17 protein-coding genes are annotated in these 14,945 nt (G+C 67.7%); 8 read left to right on the top strand and 9 right to left on the bottom strand.

The window, feature by feature from the left end:
* Nucleotides 1-430 (top strand): RNA-guided endonuclease TnpB family protein (locus AB0M95_RS37095; RefSeq protein WP_363775231.1); only part of this gene is annotated, 430 nt, incomplete at its 5' end.
* Nucleotides 431-485: 55 nt separating this feature from the next.
* Here AB0M95_RS37095 and AB0M95_RS37090 read toward each other — a convergent pair.
* Together AB0M95_RS37090 and AB0M95_RS37085 are read right to left on the bottom strand one after the other, a co-directional pair.
* Nucleotides 486-614 (bottom strand): hypothetical protein, encoded by a 129-nt coding sequence (locus AB0M95_RS37090; RefSeq protein ID WP_363775229.1) that lies wholly within the window; start codon nucleotides 612-614, stop codon nucleotides 486-488.
* A gap of 24 nt (nucleotides 615-638) precedes the next feature.
* The gene (locus AB0M95_RS37085) at nucleotides 639-1,985 is read right to left on the bottom strand and encodes a nucleotide sugar dehydrogenase (protein ID WP_363775226.1); all 1,347 of its coding nucleotides are present in this window, start codon (nucleotides 1,983-1,985) and stop codon (nucleotides 639-641) included.
* A gap of 176 nt (nucleotides 1,986-2,161) precedes the next feature.
* Between AB0M95_RS37085 and rfbH the strand changes: the two genes are divergently transcribed.
* Both rfbH and AB0M95_RS37075 read left to right on the top strand, forming a co-directional pair.
* Nucleotides 2,162-3,466: a lipopolysaccharide biosynthesis protein RfbH gene (gene rfbH / locus AB0M95_RS37080; protein WP_363775224.1), complete on the top strand. Its 1,305-nt coding sequence runs from the start codon at nucleotides 2,162-2,164 to the stop codon at nucleotides 3,464-3,466.
* A gap of 135 nt (nucleotides 3,467-3,601) precedes the next feature.
* Nucleotides 3,602-4,636, top strand: coding sequence for a glucose-1-phosphate thymidylyltransferase (locus AB0M95_RS37075; RefSeq protein WP_363775221.1), 1,035 nt, complete (start codon nucleotides 3,602-3,604; stop codon nucleotides 4,634-4,636).
* A 153-nt stretch (nucleotides 4,637-4,789) separates the two neighbouring features.
* Here AB0M95_RS37075 and AB0M95_RS37070 read toward each other — a convergent pair whose 3' ends face one another.
* Entirely contained in the window at nucleotides 4,790-5,200 is a 411-nt protein-coding gene (locus tag AB0M95_RS37070) for an SgcJ/EcaC family oxidoreductase (RefSeq protein WP_363775218.1), read from the bottom strand.
* Between the two features lie 261 nt (nucleotides 5,201-5,461).
* Here AB0M95_RS37070 and AB0M95_RS37065 point away from each other — a divergent pair, with 261 nt between their 5' ends.
* Together AB0M95_RS37065 and AB0M95_RS37060 are read left to right on the top strand one after the other, a co-directional pair.
* A complete protein-coding gene (locus AB0M95_RS37065) occupies nucleotides 5,462-5,737 on the top strand; it encodes a phosphopantetheine-binding protein (RefSeq protein WP_358527009.1) in 276 nt (91 codons plus the stop codon).
* 118 nt (nucleotides 5,738-5,855) lie between these two features.
* Complete coding sequence (locus tag AB0M95_RS37060) at nucleotides 5,856-7,034, top strand: acyl-CoA dehydrogenase family protein (protein WP_363775216.1); 1,179 nt, start codon at nucleotides 5,856-5,858, stop codon at nucleotides 7,032-7,034.
* Between the two features lie 75 nt (nucleotides 7,035-7,109).
* Here the strand turns inward: AB0M95_RS37060 and AB0M95_RS37055 are convergent, their stop codons facing one another.
* Entirely contained in the window at nucleotides 7,110-8,081 is a 972-nt protein-coding gene (locus AB0M95_RS37055; protein WP_363775213.1) for a prephenate dehydrogenase, read from the bottom strand.
* Nucleotides 8,082-8,521: 440 nt separating this feature from the next.
* The gene (locus tag AB0M95_RS37050) at nucleotides 8,522-9,724 is read right to left on the bottom strand and encodes a cytochrome P450 (protein ID WP_363775210.1); all 1,203 of its coding nucleotides are present in this window, start codon (nucleotides 9,722-9,724) and stop codon (nucleotides 8,522-8,524) included.
* A gap of 81 nt (nucleotides 9,725-9,805) precedes the next feature.
* Here AB0M95_RS37050 and AB0M95_RS37045 point away from each other — a divergent pair, with 81 nt between their 5' ends.
* Together AB0M95_RS37045 and AB0M95_RS37040 are read left to right on the top strand one after the other, a co-directional pair.
* Entirely contained in the window at nucleotides 9,806-10,432 is a 627-nt protein-coding gene (locus tag AB0M95_RS37045; protein WP_363775207.1) for a TetR/AcrR family transcriptional regulator C-terminal domain-containing protein, read from the top strand.
* Nucleotides 10,433-10,591: 159 nt separating this feature from the next.
* Complete coding sequence (locus AB0M95_RS37040) at nucleotides 10,592-10,732, top strand: hypothetical protein (protein WP_363775204.1); 141 nt, start codon at nucleotides 10,592-10,594, stop codon at nucleotides 10,730-10,732.
* 477 nt (nucleotides 10,733-11,209) lie between these two features.
* Here AB0M95_RS37040 and AB0M95_RS37035 read toward each other — a convergent pair whose 3' ends face one another.
* Complete coding sequence (locus AB0M95_RS37035; RefSeq protein ID WP_358527017.1) at nucleotides 11,210-11,644, bottom strand: enediyne antibiotic chromoprotein; 435 nt, start codon at nucleotides 11,642-11,644, stop codon at nucleotides 11,210-11,212.
* A gap of 369 nt (nucleotides 11,645-12,013) precedes the next feature.
* Nucleotides 12,014-12,283 (bottom strand): hypothetical protein, encoded by a 270-nt coding sequence (locus AB0M95_RS37030; protein ID WP_363775201.1) that lies wholly within the window; start codon nucleotides 12,281-12,283, stop codon nucleotides 12,014-12,016.
* Between the two features lie 181 nt (nucleotides 12,284-12,464).
* Here AB0M95_RS37030 and AB0M95_RS37025 point away from each other — a divergent pair, with 181 nt between their 5' ends.
* A complete protein-coding gene (locus AB0M95_RS37025) occupies nucleotides 12,465-12,734 on the top strand; it encodes a hypothetical protein (RefSeq protein ID WP_363775199.1) in 270 nt (89 codons plus the stop codon).
* A 45-nt stretch (nucleotides 12,735-12,779) separates the two neighbouring features.
* Here the strand turns inward: AB0M95_RS37025 and AB0M95_RS37020 are convergent, their stop codons facing one another.
* A complete protein-coding gene (locus AB0M95_RS37020; protein WP_363775234.1) occupies nucleotides 12,780-13,385 on the bottom strand; it encodes a DUF6461 domain-containing protein in 606 nt (201 codons plus the stop codon).
* Nucleotides 13,386-13,452: 67 nt separating this feature from the next.
* On the bottom strand, nucleotides 13,453-14,945 hold a 1,493-nt coding region (locus AB0M95_RS37015; protein ID WP_363775196.1), incomplete at its 5' end, for a hypothetical protein.

The raw sequence follows: 14,945 nt of genomic DNA, 5'->3' as shown, positions 1-14,945 counted from the left end.
CACGCGGCTGGTCTTCGACCACGACGTGATCGTGATCGAAGACCTCGCGGTCAAGAACATGGTGCGTAACCGGAACCTGGACAAAGCGATCTCCGGCTCCGGATGGGGCACCTTCCGCCGCATGCCGGAGTACAAGGCGGCCAAGCACGGCCGCCACCTGATCGTGATCGGCCGCTGGTACCCCAGCTCCAAGACGTGCAGCGCGTGCGGGCATCTGCTCGCCGAGCTGAGCCTGTCCACCCGGCACTGGACGTGCCCGGGCTGCCGCACCCTGCACGGCAGGGATGTCAACGCGGCGAAGAACATCCTGGCGGCAGGTCTTGCCGTGTCCGCCTGTGGAGGTGACGTCAGACACTCCGGGTCCGCCCGGGTGCGGTCGCCTGGGAAGCAGGAACCCCGACCTGTGAAGGTGGGACTCCCCCGCCTTTAGGCGTGGGGAGGAAGCCAAGTGAGCCCGGACCTCCCCACCACACCGTGTACTCGCGCTACCGCGCCACGGGCGGCGGCTCGGCGGGGTGGCCGCGAGGCAGCGGCGGTGCCGTCGGGCTGTAGGCGCCGGCCTCCACCTCGTCGACCAGCTCGCCTGCGCGCAGAGTATCCGTGATGATCTTCACGGACTTATTCTGGATTGCTATCTCTCAACGCCCGACGCCCAGGTAGGCATAGCCCAGGCGACGCAACTCGGCGATCTTCTCCTTGCTGTAATAGGCCCGCCCGTCCAACACCAGGCACGAGTCCGCCACCGGCAGCCCGGCGAAGTCGATGGACGCGAACTCCTCGTGCAGGGCCATGACGGCGACGCAGTCGGCGCCGTGGACGGCCTCCTCCAGGGTCTCGGCCGGGGTGATGCCGAACAGTGTCTCGGCCTGGAAGGGATCCACCAGCGGGTCATGCAGCCGCACCGTGGCCCCGGCCTTCTCCAAGGCCGTGACGACGCCCTCGACCGGGGTGGCGCGCAGGTCGCCGGTGTTGTTCTTGAACGCCGCCCCCAGCACGGCGACCGTGCACCGCGCCGGGTCCTTGCCCTGGCGCGCCAGCGCGTCGATGATCAGCTGGGCGGTGTGCTCGGGCATGCCGAGATTGACCTTGCGGCCGACCGCGGGCGTGAACAGCTCCACGCCGCGCTCGCGGGCCGAGTGCCACACCATCCAGGGGTCCTTGACCAGGCACGAGCCGCCGACGCCCACGCTGGGCAGCAGGATGTTCACCTTGCCCTTGCCCTTGCTGATCGTGTTGGCGGCCCCGATCACGTCGAGGACGTCCACGTCGAACGCGGCACAGAACTTGGCCAGTTCGTTGGCCAGCGCGATGTTGAGGTCGATCCACCAGTTGTCGGCCAGTTTGACGATCTCCGCGGCCTCCGGCGAGTCCAGCCTGATCACCTCCACGCCGAGCGCCTGCCGCCAGAACAGCGCCGCGTCCTGCGTGCTGTCGGCGTCCATGCCGCCGACCACGATGGGCAGCGACCGCAGCTCGCGCAGCGCCGTACCCTCGGCGAACCGCTCCGGTGTGAAGGCCAGGCCGAAGTCCGCGCCGCAGACGAGTCCGCCGCGCTCCAGCAGCGGACGTACGAAGTCGCGCGTCGTGCCCGGCGTCACGGTGCTCTTGACCAATACGAGCTGCCCGGCGCGCAGGTGGCGGCTCACCTCGCCGCAGGCCTGGGCGAGCTGGCTCTCCACCATGGAACCGTCGGTCCTGATCGGGGTGCCGACCGCGAGCAGCACGACGTCGGCTGCCCGGATGTGGGAGTAGTCGGTGGTCAACCGGAGCCGCCCGTCCACGATGCCGGCTTGGAGCAGGGGCGCCAGCCCGTCCTCCTGGTAGCGGCAGTGGCCCTCCATCAGCTCTTCGATCAGCTGAGCGTTCGTGTCGACCCCCGTCACGTCCCAGCCGCGCTCCGCGAGGACGGCCGCGTAACAGGAGCCCACATAGCCCAGGCCGATGACCGCGACTTTTGGGCGCTTATTTTCCTGCAGGCATCGCATAATGCTCCCCAACGACGTGCGTTCCCAACCTGGTCGATTACCTGATTGCCAGCACAGCGCAGTTCCCGGCGGGCCGCATCTCTTGCCTTGCGCGGCCGGGCGCCGCAATACAAGAGATGCACCTGAAACGGCGGTGCCCGATCATGTGGAGTGGTGCATCGACGAAGGGGCCGGAGATGAATGTACACAAGGCGCTGATCCTCGACGAGGTGCGCAAATACCATGACGACGTCGCGCCCACCGGCGATTTCGAGCCGGGCGTCACCGAGATCTGGCCGACCGGGGCGGTGCATGACGTCGAGGACCGGCTGGCACTGGTCGAGGCGGCTCTCGAACTACGCGTCGCGGGCGGGACCAGGGCCAGGAAATTCGAGTCGGTCTTCGCCCGCAAGATGAAGCGGCGCAAGGCGCTGCTCACGAACTCAGGCTCGTCGGCCAACCTGCTCGCCCTTTCGGCGCTGACGTCGCACCGCCTCGAGGACGCCCGGCTGCGGCCGGGGGACGAGGTGGTCACGGTGGCGGCGGCCTTCCCGACGACGGTGAACCCGATCCTGCAGAACGGCCTGGTGCCGGTCTTCGTGGACGTGGAGCTCGGCACCTACAACCCCACTGTGGACATGGTCGCTCAGGCGATCGGGCCGAAGACCAAGGCCATCATGATCGCCCACACCGTCGGCAACCCGTTCCCGGTGGCCGAGATGGCCGAGCTGGCGGCCGAGCACGAGCTGTTCCTCATCGAGGACAGCTGCGACGCCGTCGGGTCCACCTATGACGGCGAGCCGGTCGGCACCTTCGGCGACCTCACCACCGTGAGCTTCTACCCTGCCCACCACATGACGATGGGCGAGGGCGGCTGCGTGCTGACCTCGAACCTGCTGCTGGCACGCATCGTCGAGTCGCTGCGCGACTGGGGCCGGGACTGCTGGTGCGAGCCGGGGGAGAGCAACACCTGCCTCAAGCGCTTCAGCTACCAGATGGGCACGCTGCCGCACGGCTACGACCACAAGTACATCTACTCGCACGTCGGCTACAACCTCAAGATCACAGAGCTGCAGGCGGCGCTCGGCCTCAGCCAGCTCGACAAGGTCGACGACTTCTGCGCCGCCCGGCGGCGCAACTGGCGCCGGCTGCGCGAAGGGCTCGACGGCGTGCCTCACCTGCTCCTCCCCGAGGCCACCCCGCGCAGCGACCCGAGCTGGTACGGCTTCGTCGTCACGGTGGATCCGCAGGCGCCGTTCAGCTCCAAGGAACTGGTGGAATTCCTGGAAGACAGGAAGATCGGCACCCGCCGGCTGTTCGCGGGCAACCTGCTTCGGCACCCTGCGTACGCCGACCAGAACCACCGGGTCGTCGGCGAGCTGACCAACACCGACATCATCACCACCCAGACGTTCCACATCGGCGTCTATCCGGGCCTGTCCGACCAGATGATCGACTACGTCGTGGCGTCCTTCAAGGAATTCGTCACCGCTCGCGCCTGATCCCCTCCCGACAGCCGGGCCGTACGGCCCGGCGACCGTTGTGAGATTGGAGCGTTCCGGGTCGCCGCGGGAAATTCCCGGCCTTCACGGCAAAAACCAAGAAGGCGTTTTCCCCATGGGCCGGACAATCGAATTATGAAGGCATTGGTATTGTCCGGCGGGTCCGGAACCCGGCTGCGGCCCTTTAGCTATTCGATGCCGAAACAGCTCATCCCCATCGCCAACCGGCCGGTGCTCGAGCACGTGCTGGTGAACATCCGCGACCTGGGCGTGACCGAGATCGGCGTCATCGTCGGGTCCTGGGCGGAGGAGATAGCCGCGGTGATCGGGGACGGCTCGTCGCTGGGGGTGCGCGTCACGTACATCCAGCAGGGCGCGCCCTTGGGGCTGGCGCACGCCGTGCGGCTCGCGCGCGGGTTCCTGGGCGAGGACGACTTCGTGATGTACCTCGGCGACATCATGTTGCCCGACGGGGTCGTCGAGATCGCCGCGGACTTCCGCGCCAGGCGGCCGGCCGCGCACGTGGTGGCGCAGCGGGTGCCGGATCCGCGGGCGTTCGGCGTCGTGGAGCTCGGCGCGGACGGGGCCGTTCGGCGGCTGGTCGAGAAGCCCCGGTGGCCGCGCAGCGATCTCGCCATGGTGGGCGTTTACTTCTTCACCGCAGCCGTCCACGAGGCCGTGGCCGCCATCGCGCCGAGCCGGCGCGGCGAGCTGGAGATCACCGACGCCGTCCAGTGGCTGGTCTCCCGCGGGCTGCCGGTCAGGGCCACCGAGTACCGGGGGTTCTGGAAGGACACCGGCAGGCCCGACGACGTGCTCGAATGCAACCGGCGGCTGCTCGGCGAACTCGGCGGCCGGGTCGAACTCGGCCCCATGACACGCCTCGTGCGGTCGCGGATCGACGGGCCCGTGATCGTCGGTGCGAACACGCTGATCGAGGATTGCCTCATCGGGCCCAACGTGTCCATCGGGCGCGACTGCGTGCTGCGCGGGACGCGGCTGAGCGACTCCATCGTGCTGGACGGGGCGTCGATCCTGGAAGTTCCAGGAATGTCTGGCTCGATCGTCGGGCGCTCGGCCGTCATCGAGCCGGCCGGCTCGGAGGCGGCTCGTTACCGGCTGCTGGTCGGTGACAACACGCGAGTGGAGATCGCGCCCGCGGCCCGGTAGCCGGCCTGGCCGGCCCGCCACGGCGAACCGGCGTGCCGGCCAGGACGACGCCGCACGCTTCGCCGCGGCGGCGGACAGGCGCCTGAAACGCGACAACCGACCGGTGGCGGCCGGTCGGTTGTCACGTCGAGGCTTGCGACGTCGGGTGCCGTCTCACGCTCCGATGGGCGTGTTCTGGTAGGCGGTGACGAGCCACTGGCCGTCCTGCTTCGCCAGCACCCACGTGGCGCGAATGGCCCGCTCCGGCGAGACCTCGGTCTCCTCGCCCGTGAGCACCCCGCCCTTGGTGGTCAGCACCGCGGCCTCCGGCCCCAGGAACTTGGCCGAAAGCGGCTCGCCGAACACCCGCGTGCCCTTGTAAGGGCCGGAGTAGGCGGCGTCCATGAACGCGCGGATGCTCTCGCGGCCCGTGACATAGATGTCACCGGGCAGGATCATGGTGGCGTCCTCGGTGAATATGCTGGCGAATGCTTCGCCGTCGTTCTTCGCCCAGGCGGCGATCATGCGCCGCGGCACCTCGCGAACGGCCGTCGTGTCGTCGATGGTGGTCGATGTAGCGCTCATTTAATTGTCCTCCACTCTACGGAGATCTTCGGTGGCCAGGCGCGGCCGCCTCGGATCACGACTATCCGCGACCTTAACTCCGCTCGGACCACGGACTTTCTCCTGCCGTGCCTAATCGGTCGCCTTATTTCCAGCATTTTCAAAGATGTATGAGGGCTCGCGACTTGTGACGATATATCAGTAAGAACCGGTATTCAGGGCGCGTATCCGTTCGCGGGCCGACACGCCTTTGATTGGGATTTCGGGAGTGGAGGACACCGGATGACTGACAATCGGGCAAGCGAGCTGAGTTTCTCCCAAATCGAGGAGAAGGTCAGAGAGATCTGGCGGTACGTGCTCGATGTGCCGGACGACATGGCCGATGCCACGTTCTTCGATCTGGAGGGCGAGTCGATCTCCGCGATCCGCATCGTCTCGCGTATCGAGGACGAGCTGGGCGTCGAGATCGAGGTGGGCGACCTCTTCGAGGAGGACCCCAACCTCGGAGCGCTGGTGCTCAGGGTCGCCGCCGCGGCGAAGGTCTCGTCCCTCGCCTGAACGCGTCCGCGCGACGCGAGCCTGTTCGACCGCTGGGATGCCGGACACGCGGCCTCAGCGTCCCGTCCGAGGGACCACGAGAGCGTCCCATACCAGGGAACACTAGGAGGAAATTGTGGTGACGACCGAGGTCCCGGCGCGGGAGGAACTCGTGCGGCGGGTGTCCGCCCTCGCGCCGGCCCTGCAGTCAAAGGCGGCCTGGGCTGAGCAGAACCGGCGCCTCCACGAGGAGTCGATCGAGGCCCTGGCCGACGCGGGCGTCTTCAAGATGAGGGTCCCCGCGCGCTTCGGCGGTTACGAGTGCGACACGCGTACCCTCGTCGCCGTGGGCGCCGAGCTGGGTCAGGTCGACGGCTCCACCGGGTGGACGGCGTCGGTCTACTGGATCCCCACGTGGATGGTGTGCCTGTTCCCCGACGACGTCCAGGCGGAGGTGTTCTCGACGCCGGACGTACGGGTGTGCGGGACGCTCAGTCCCACCGCGATGGCCGCCCCGGTCAAGGGCGGCGTCGTGGTCAACGGCAAGTGGGGATTCGTCAGCGGCGCCTGGCACAGCCACTGGCAGGAGATCGTGGCCATCCAGGTGGGGCCCGACCAGGAGCCGATGCCGATCATGGCGCTCGTCCCCATGTCCGACCTGCAGATCGTCGACGACTGGCACACGAACGGGCTCCAGGGCACCGGCAGCGTCAGCACCGTCGCCCAGGACGTGTTCGTCCCGGCCGAGCGGGTCATCCCGCTGCCCGCGGTGCTCCAGGAGCAGTACGCCTCGCGCCTGAACGCGGACATCCCGATCTACCGGGCCCCGATGCTGCCCGTCGCCTCCGCCTCCTCGGTCGGCACCTTCCTGGGCCTGGCCAAGGCGGCCAAGAAGGCGTTCCTGGACCGCCTGCCCGGCCGCAAGATCACGTACACCGGGTATGACCTGCAGAGCGAGGCGCCCATCACCCACCTGCAGGTCTCCGCGGCCGTGCTCAAGATCGACGAGGCGGAGTTCCACGCCGAGCGGCTGGCCGCGACCGTGGACGGCAAGAGCGAGCGCGGCGAGCAGTGGACGCTGGAGGAGCGGGCCAGGGTCCGCGCCGACATGGGCGCGGTGTGCGCGCTGACCAAGGAGGCCGTGGACATCCTCGCCACCGCGAGCGGCGGCTCCTCCCTCTACTCCGACGTGCCGATCCAGCGCATCCTGCGCGACGTGCAGAGCGCCAACCTGCACGCGCTCATGCACCCCAACACCAACGCCGAGCTCTACGGCAGGGTCCTCTGCGGCCTTCCGCCCAACACCCTCTACATCTGACGAACACCCTCCGCTCCATCCGCCTTCCGCCGGTTGGAGGTGCCCCGCGGCCGTCGGCCGCGGGGCATCGGCGCGTCAGGCCCCTTCCATGCTTCCCGCCGGCACCCTCTCCTGGAGCCGGTGGTGCTGCTTGCCGTCCGTCCCGTAGGCGTCGACGATGAGATCCCGGCCGAGGTTCCCCCGTACCAGCAGATCGGCCACCACACCCCAGCTCGTGCTCCCATCCGGTTCCCTCAGCGCCGCCGCGACGGCGGTCAGATCGTCCACCACCTCCTCCAGCATGTCCGCGACGGCGCCGGCGTTGTGCACGAGGATGTCGATCCACAGCTCCGGAGGGCTCCCGGCCACCCGGGTCATGTCGTACAACGCCCTGCCGGCGAGGGACAGCACGTCCGGTCCCGCACCCGCGTACGCGAATCTGGCGGCGAGCGCCGCCGACAACACCAGCGGCGCGTGCGACACCGCCGCGGCGGCCCTGTCGTGCGCGTACGGCGAGAGCAGCGCCACCTGCGCCCCGCAGGCCGTCACCAGCTCCGTCACGGTCCGCACCGCGTACAGCGCCGTGGCCGGGCCCGGGCACAACGCCCACTTCCGGCCGGCGAACAGGTCCGCGCGGGCGGCGCCCGGGCCCGATATCTCGCGCCCCGCCATCGGGTGCCCGGGAACGTACGTGCTCAGATCGCAACCGGCGAGCTCGGCGCTCGACAGGATCCGCGCCTTGGTGCTGGCCACGTCCGTGTACACGGTGCCCAGCCCCCGGCCCTGTGCGTCACGCAACACCTCGGCCACGGTGGACGGCGGGGTCGCGATGACCACCACGTCCGCCGGTGGCTCGTCCGCGTCCAGCGCGACACCCGCCTCCATGCGCACGGCCTCCACCAGCGAACGCGGGTCCTGGTCGGCCAGCGTCACGCGGGCTCCGTCGGCCCGCAGCGCGAGTGCCACGGAGGTGCCGATCAAACCGCATCCGATCACGGTGACGTGGCGGATCGCGGGTGCGGACCGGGTGGTCCGGTTGGTCGTGGACGTCAAGATGGCCATGGCCATGGTGATCGGTCCTTCCTCAGTTCCTGGCGCGGTCCTCACAGCCATGGTGCGCCGCACCCGGCCCGAAAAGGAGGAAGAGACCCGTCCGCTTACTGCCGATCGCCAACACGTTCCTGCCAACCCGCAAAAACGCGACAGCCGCTCCTCCACGAGGGAGAAGCGGCTGCCTGCGCCGGCCGTCCAACGGCTCATGACCAGGGGGCGACGGGATACCAAGGGGTGATCTCCCGCCTGGCGAGCAGTCTGACGTCCATTCGCCTTCTTCGACAAACACGTAGCGAACCATCGGTAGCGCTATTCGTGGCCGTCGTGCCCACGTTGATCCCGGGGTCCGTCAAGCGGTCGGCAAGCACCTCGGTGTCGTCGCGCAGCGAGACGATACGCGTGTGCACGGCGCCGCCGTAAGCTCCCGCAGAGCGGTCCCACAGCTCAGGGGCTCGTCACCAGGTGACGGGCAGCTCGTGCATTCCGTAGACGGTGGCGTCGTCCTTGAACGAGAGCTGCTCGGCGGGGACGGCCAGCCGCAGGCCGGGGATCCGCCGGAACAGGGTGTTGAAGACGATCTCCAGCTCCACGCGGGCGAGGCTCTGGCCCAAGCACTGGTGCGGGCCGTAGCCGAAGGTCAGGTGGCTGCGAGCGTCGCGCTCGATGTCGAACCTGTCGGCGTCCGCGAACACCTCCGGATCGCGGTTGCCGGTGTTGGCCAGCGTGAGCACGCCTTCCCCTGCGGGGATGACGGTGCCGCCGAGCTCCACGTCCTCCATGGCCACCCGCATGATCGCGAACTCGGCGATGGTGAAGTGCCGCAGGAGCTCCTCGACCGCGCCCGGCGTCTTGCCGGGGTCATCGCGCAACGCGGCGAGGGTGTCGGGGTGCCGCAGCAGCATGTACGTGCCCAGCGAGATCATGTTCGCCGTGGTCTCGTGCCCGGCGATCAGCAGCAGGAACGCCAGGCTGAGCAGCGCGCCATGGTCCACCTCGCCGCTCTGGCGCTGCTTGAGCACCTGGCGGCCGAGCAGGTCGTCGGTGGGGTCCTCCTCCTTGGCCTTGATCAGCTTGTCCAGGTAAATGGCCAGCTCGAGGGACGCGTGCTGCTGTTCCTGTGGCGTGACCGTGTGGTTGAGCAACTGAGCGGAGCGCGACTGGAAGAAGTCGTGCTCGTCGTACGGCACGCCGAGCAACTCGCAGATCACCAGGGAGGGCACCGGCAGGGCCAGCGCCCGCACAAGGTCGACCGGGCGCGGGCCGTCCAGCATGGCGTCGAGGTGTTCGTCCACGATCTGCTGGATGCGCGGTCGCAGCGCCGCCATGCGCCTGACGGTGAACTCCCCGATCACCGCCCGGCGCGCCTGGCCGTGCTCGGGCGCGTCCATCTCCAGCATCATCTTGGGCAGCGGCGACGTGCCGGGCGCCATCTCGCCGTTCAGCCTGGGGGCGTTGGGATGGCGCCGGTCGGCGCTGAAGCGCGGGTCGCTCAGGACCGTGCGGATGTCCTGATAGCGGGCGGCGACCCAGGCGGACGAGCCACCCGGCAGCGTGACCTTGGTGACCGGCTGCTCGCGCAGGAGGCGAAGGTGCTGCTCGGGCGGGGCGTACGGGCAGGTGCGGGTGATCTCAAGCGTCTCAGCGGAGTCAGCGGTCACGTTCGTCCCCCATCAGCTTGCCATCCGATTTCCCTACATATGCAGCGTAACCTACAGATGTAGCCGATAGTAGACTGAGGCGTGGCCCTCACCAGAGACAGAAACAGCGAACTGAGCGACCCGCGGGTGCGCCGCACGCAGGCGGCCCTGCAACGCACGCTGATCGACCTCGTCCAGGGCCGCGACCTGTCCCGGATCAGCGTCGCCGATGTCGCCGAACGCGCCGGGGTGAGCCGCTCCACGTTCTACGACCACTACCGTGACGTGCACGAACTGGCCGAGGCGGCGTGCACCGCGATGATCGACGACCTGATCGACGCCATACCCCAGCCCGAGACCGGGGACGTTCCGGACACGACCAGAGACGACCTGCTGACCTTCTTCGCCCACCTCGCGGAGCACGCCGGCCTCTACCGCAGCGTGCTCGGGCCCCAGGGAAGCGCGCGAGTCATCGACCACGTGCGCCGCCGCGCCACCGTGGCGGCCTACGTCGGCGCGTGCCGGGCCGCCACCGGCGACGACGCGCCTGCCGACTACACGGCGGACATCCCGCACGACGCGCCCGCCGCCTTCACCGCGGGAGCGCTCCTCGGCGTCGCCATGGACTGGCTCCAGCGCGGATGCCCGCGCTCGCCCGCCGAGATGGCCGCCATGACCCGTCCTCTGCTGACGGTCCTTTACCGTGGAGACGATCACACGCCGGCCTGAAAAGGCTTTCTGCTCCTTCTCGACGGGGACCAACGCCGCCTGAGCCCCCGACGCCGTTCGGCATGAAAGTTTCAGTCGCGACCTACCACGAACCTGCTGCTCGGCTACCCCACCAACGGCAACGGCGGACGTACCCTGCAGTATTGCAGCGGCGCATCGGTGCCCCCGAAGTACGACATGAAGTACGCGATGATCTGCGACATGGGAGGCGGCTCCAGCGGCGGGCCGTGGTTCCAGGAGTTCAACAAGGTCACCGGAGCCGGCTACCAGATCTCCGCGGACCGGGGCTCGTCGTCGTGACCGCACTCCACGCCGCGGCGTGAACTGCCGAAGAAGTACGACAGGACGGGTCACGCGCCCGTCGGGCGGAGACCACAACGCCCGCGAGGTCGTCGTCACGCTTCGCGGACGAGCCCCAAGCGGCGTCCGGCGGCGGAGAACGCGTCCACAGGCCCACCTGCCCTTACCTGGGTTCCCCATGAAGAAAAGCGGCCGGCGCCGCTCGGGGCGAAACCGAGCAGTGCCGGCCCTGGCACCGATCACCCGTTCGGTTCCCCCGGTCAGCGTGAGCGGCCGGCCCGCCGTGGCATCGGACGGTGCCGTCAGCGTGAGCGTGGGTGCCGGGAGAGTCATGTGCGGCATCGACCTTCCCGGGCTCATTCCGCAAAGCGAGCGAGACATTTACATTCTCGCATGACAGGTGACACCGAAAGGCCACTTCCCGAACCCGGGAAGTGGCCTTTGAGCTGCAGTGGATCCTATGAGCGTGAACTCAGATTAGACGAAGGAAATCTGCTTGGAGCCGACGAAGACGGTCTGGTTTCCAGCACTGACGTAGCAGGCCGTCGTGGCACAGTTCACCGCGCCTACTGCGGCGCCCTCCGGGGTCACACCTTGGAAGCTCTTGCGGACGGTGAACGGCGAGCTGATCGAACCACTGGCATCCGCGGTGACCGTCTTGGCCGTCGCCTGGTTACACGCCAGCTGGTCGTTGACGGTCGCGCACTGGACCACGCCGAACTGCTCGCTCGCTCCCGCGCCGCTGATCGCCACCGTGACGGTGCTACCGTCCGACAGGCCCGTGGACGGCGTCACGGAGAAGCTGGGAGCCGCGGCGGCGAAGGCGGAAGGCTGTGCCGCGAGGGTCAGGCCACCAGCCACGACCGCAGTGGCAACACCGAGCTTGGCGATAAGGCCGGTCTTCTTCTGCATTACTCATTCCTTTTCTCTGGCGATTGACTCGCTCTGACAATGATCATTCTGTGCCACGCGGATCGGCCGAATCGGAGAAGCGGATGGCAGCAAGTTGACTGGCGATTTCCACTTCCTGTCAACCGTAGAGTTGACTCGCCTGTCCGGAGTAGGAACGCGCGCCCTCAGGCGCCGCGCCGATTCTCGACCTGGCTCAACGCGGGTTCCCAGCGACGCGCCTCCGGACGTGCTTGCGGACAGCATGTGGGGGAGGGTGACCGGATCGCGCTGGGCGGGCGTCCGGCCTGGAGCGGCGCGAACTCACCGTCGTGTGCCGGCACCTCGCAGGGCCGGTATCCATACCCGCATCGCGTGCGGACCACGGTTGGCCTAGGCGAAGTACGGGATGAGCGTCACGGGCGTCGGTCTCGCGGTCGCGGCCGGCTCGTCGTACCGGCGGTAGGGGGTGGTGGTCTCGCCGGCGACCACCAAGCCCTCGGTGCGCAGCACGGTCACCCCGTCGAGCAGGCCCGGCCGGTGCTCGGCCCGCAGCGGGGTGGACGGGTCGATGCGGATGCCCTCCAGGACGACGCCGGGTGGCCGGTCGGCCTGTTCGATCGTGTAGTACGGCTCCTTCACCTCCCGCCCGGTGCGCGTCATTTAGGTCTGCCACACCGACTCGGGCAAGGCCTTCGACCTGGCGCTGGTCACCACCGACCTCGACTCTCCCGCGGAAGATCTTGTTGTCCGGTACTCGTGGAGATGGAGCATTGAGCAGGCATTCTTGGAGTCGCGTCACGCGCTGGGCGTCGGTCAGGCCCGCAGCCGGACCGTCAAGGCCGTGACCCGAACGCTGCCGCTAGGGCTGATCGTCTACAGCCTGGTCATCATCTGGTACGCCCGCCACGCTCACGCCACCGCCGATGTGGTCGCTGAGCACCGCCGCCGCGCCCCGTGGTACCGCACGAAGACCCAGCCCAGCTTCGAGGACATGCTCATCCTGCTCCGCCGCCAGGTCATCGCCTCACGCTTTCTGGCCCTCCGCGCCCAGCAGCCCGATCCCACGAAAATCACAGACTACGAGCTGGCCTGGGCTTATGCGATGGGATAACGGCCAACCTCCAGCTAGTACACCAGAGTCGGGGCCAACCCCCCGTCACCTTCGGGTCAGTCCAATGCGAGAGTGCACCGCCTCAAGCCAGTCAGCGGCCATGTCTGTTTCCGTTATGCGGCCGATCAACGCCAGGGTCGAGCTGATGCTCTCGTCCTCTTCCACGGGGTTGTCGTCTTTACTGACCTGAAAGCGCAGCCCGTCCATCAGATGATCGAGCGCGTGCGGGTCGCTGCCGTGCTTGGAGTCGGGCCAGGTGGGCCGGAAAGAGACGATGGTGTCCCCGTCCCGGATGTACTTGAAGCTGTCATGGCCGTTGATGTCCATGCTGAAGCTGAGGGCGTGACGGCCTCCTTCGGTCAGCGACAGCAGGAAAGCGTCGTCTGAACGTGCCGGCAGGATGCCCGTCCAACCTCCGGCCTCGGCTACCCAGAGAGAACCGTCGTCGCCGTTGTGGTCGAGGATTTCGCTCAGGTGGCTCGGGGTGCGGGTGGAAAGGTCCAAGGAGAAGGCTTGGGCGAGGGTGTCGAGATCCGCTCCCTTGATCCAAAGGGCGCTGAATCCCAGCGACCACAGGTCCATGTCGTGATCGAGTTCTTCGGTGAAGAGAGTCGAGACCAGAAGGTCGTGCAGGTACGTCGGCGACCGCATGGTCACCTCCCGATTGTCGGTGCGCCAGGAGAGGGCATCTCGGAGACGCCCCCTCCTGGCTGTGGAGTTATGACGGTGGCGTGCCCGTGCGGATTCTGACCCAGAAGGCGTTGGACGGCCAGTTGCCCGCGCCGCCTTCACGGGAGCTCGAAGTGAAGACGCGATAGCGGGAGTAGAAAGCCCCCAGATCGCGACCGGCGGCTCCGTTGTGCGCCGCGCTCACCATGCGAAGTGAGGCGTTGAACGTAGGCGTCCAGACATTGTTGACCATTTTGCCCTCGACGCCGAGCGCTTGGAAGGTGGAGCGGAACGGATATTCATCGCACTCCTTGCCTGGGCCGGCCCCGCTGAGGTTCGGACAGTACCAGGTCATCTGGGTGCGGTTCTTCCCGTTCAGCAGCACGCCGTCGGGGGCGAGCTCGCTGTTCGCCCGTCTGGTCAAGGGGGGCCTGGGTATCACGTCGTAGTTGCCGGGGAAGTTCTTGGTGATGGGCTGGCCTTGCCGATCCAGCTTCGGATCGGTTGCCTGTGGGTTTTGGAAGGCGTCCCTGATGTGTCTCGCCACCTCTCCACGGAAGGGATCTTCCGTGTACATGGTGTAGACACGGTCGGCGCCGAGAATTCTGCATCCGCCGGTGTGGCCGGGCCAATAGAAGTCGCCATTGGACCTGAGCGCCGGATAACTGAGACGCACGCTGTCGCAGCGGGCGACGAAGGGAAAATCGCCCTTCGGCCGAGTGGGGATTTGCTCGGTCCCGAGGTGGTGCCACAGCTTGAACGGAACCGGATCGAGGAAGTCGATGCTAACCCCTGGGTAGAGCTTGGGGCGCAGCGTGCAGTTTCCCCAGTTGGAGCCCTGGGACCGGAAGACGAATGCGGTCTGACCGTTTCGCTTGAAGTCACCGATCGTGGCGAGTCTCTTTCCGTCTTCAGGGCCCTCGATCATATCGCAGTCGGAGTTGTCGGACCCTACGGCCTCCACCCTGACCGTTATGTTGCGCCCGTCGAGCACGTTCGTCTGGACGCAGTTGGCGCCCACGACGATGAGTTCGCTGATGTTGATCCAGATACTGATGTCTCTGGCCTTCAGGTCGGGGTCGTTCTGCCCGTATACGACCGGCCCATCCTTGGTGGTGCCGAGGTTGGTGTACATGATGACGTTGACGGTCATCCTGACGCCTTGGGATTTGGGGCACGGCGTCTTCGGGATCCCGGTGAGCAGGTCGACGTCCCAGTCTCCCCATCCTGCGATCCGGCTGTAGCAACCGGTATAGGGGTGCAGGACGGTCCAGCCGAATCCGTGCCAGGGGCGCGGTGACTTGAGGCGCTCCGCGTTGCAGTCCGCGGGGCTCATGCGCTGGTAGTCGAACGGACCGCTGGTGTTCGTGTCCGTTGCCGCGGTCACTCCAGCCGGAGCTGCTTTTCCAGTGGATAGGGCGGGCGTGGAAGTAATCACGCTCAGGGTGTGCCAGGTGGTCCAGGCGCCGTTGACGCCTGAGGCGGTCGCGCGGGCACGCCAGCGGACCTTCCACCCGTCACTGAGTTTCCCGGAGGGGACGA

Origin of the sequence: Sphaerisporangium sp. NPDC051017, assembly GCF_040683095.1 — a bacterium.
In the GTDB taxonomy this organism is placed as follows: Bacteria; Actinomycetota; Actinomycetes; order Streptosporangiales; family Streptosporangiaceae; genus Sphaerisporangium.
The sequence above is the reverse complement of the archived record's forward strand: the minus strand, read 5'-3'. Positions and strand labels throughout refer to the sequence as shown.

What these genes read in the sequence shown, in the direction of transcription:
- AB0M95_RS37085 (WP_363775226.1), bottom strand. Translation starts at nt 1,985, where the DNA reads ATGCGATGCCTGCAGGAAAATAAGCGCCCAAAAGTCGCGGTCATCGGC.
- rfbH (WP_363775224.1), top strand. Translation starts at nt 2,162, where the DNA reads ATGAATGTACACAAGGCGCTGATCCTCGACGAGGTGCGCAAATACCAT.
- AB0M95_RS37075 (WP_363775221.1), top strand. Translation starts at nt 3,602, where the DNA reads ATGAAGGCATTGGTATTGTCCGGCGGGTCCGGAACCCGGCTGCGGCCC.
- AB0M95_RS37070 (WP_363775218.1), bottom strand. Translation starts at nt 5,200, where the DNA reads ATGAGCGCTACATCGACCACCATCGACGACACGACGGCCGTTCGCGAG.
- AB0M95_RS37065 (WP_358527009.1), top strand. Translation starts at nt 5,462, where the DNA reads ATGACTGACAATCGGGCAAGCGAGCTGAGTTTCTCCCAAATCGAGGAG.
- AB0M95_RS37055 (WP_363775213.1), bottom strand. Translation starts at nt 8,081, where the DNA reads ATGGCCATGGCCATCTTGACGTCCACGACCAACCGGACCACCCGGTCC.
- AB0M95_RS37035 (WP_358527017.1), bottom strand. Translation starts at nt 11,644, where the DNA reads ATGCAGAAGAAGACCGGCCTTATCGCCAAGCTCGGTGTTGCCACTGCG.
- AB0M95_RS37030 (WP_363775201.1), bottom strand. Translation starts at nt 12,283, where the DNA reads ATGACGCGCACCGGGCGGGAGGTGAAGGAGCCGTACTACACGATCGAA.
- AB0M95_RS37020 (WP_363775234.1), bottom strand. Translation starts at nt 13,385, where the DNA reads ATGCGGTCGCCGACGTACCTGCACGACCTTCTGGTCTCGACTCTCTTC.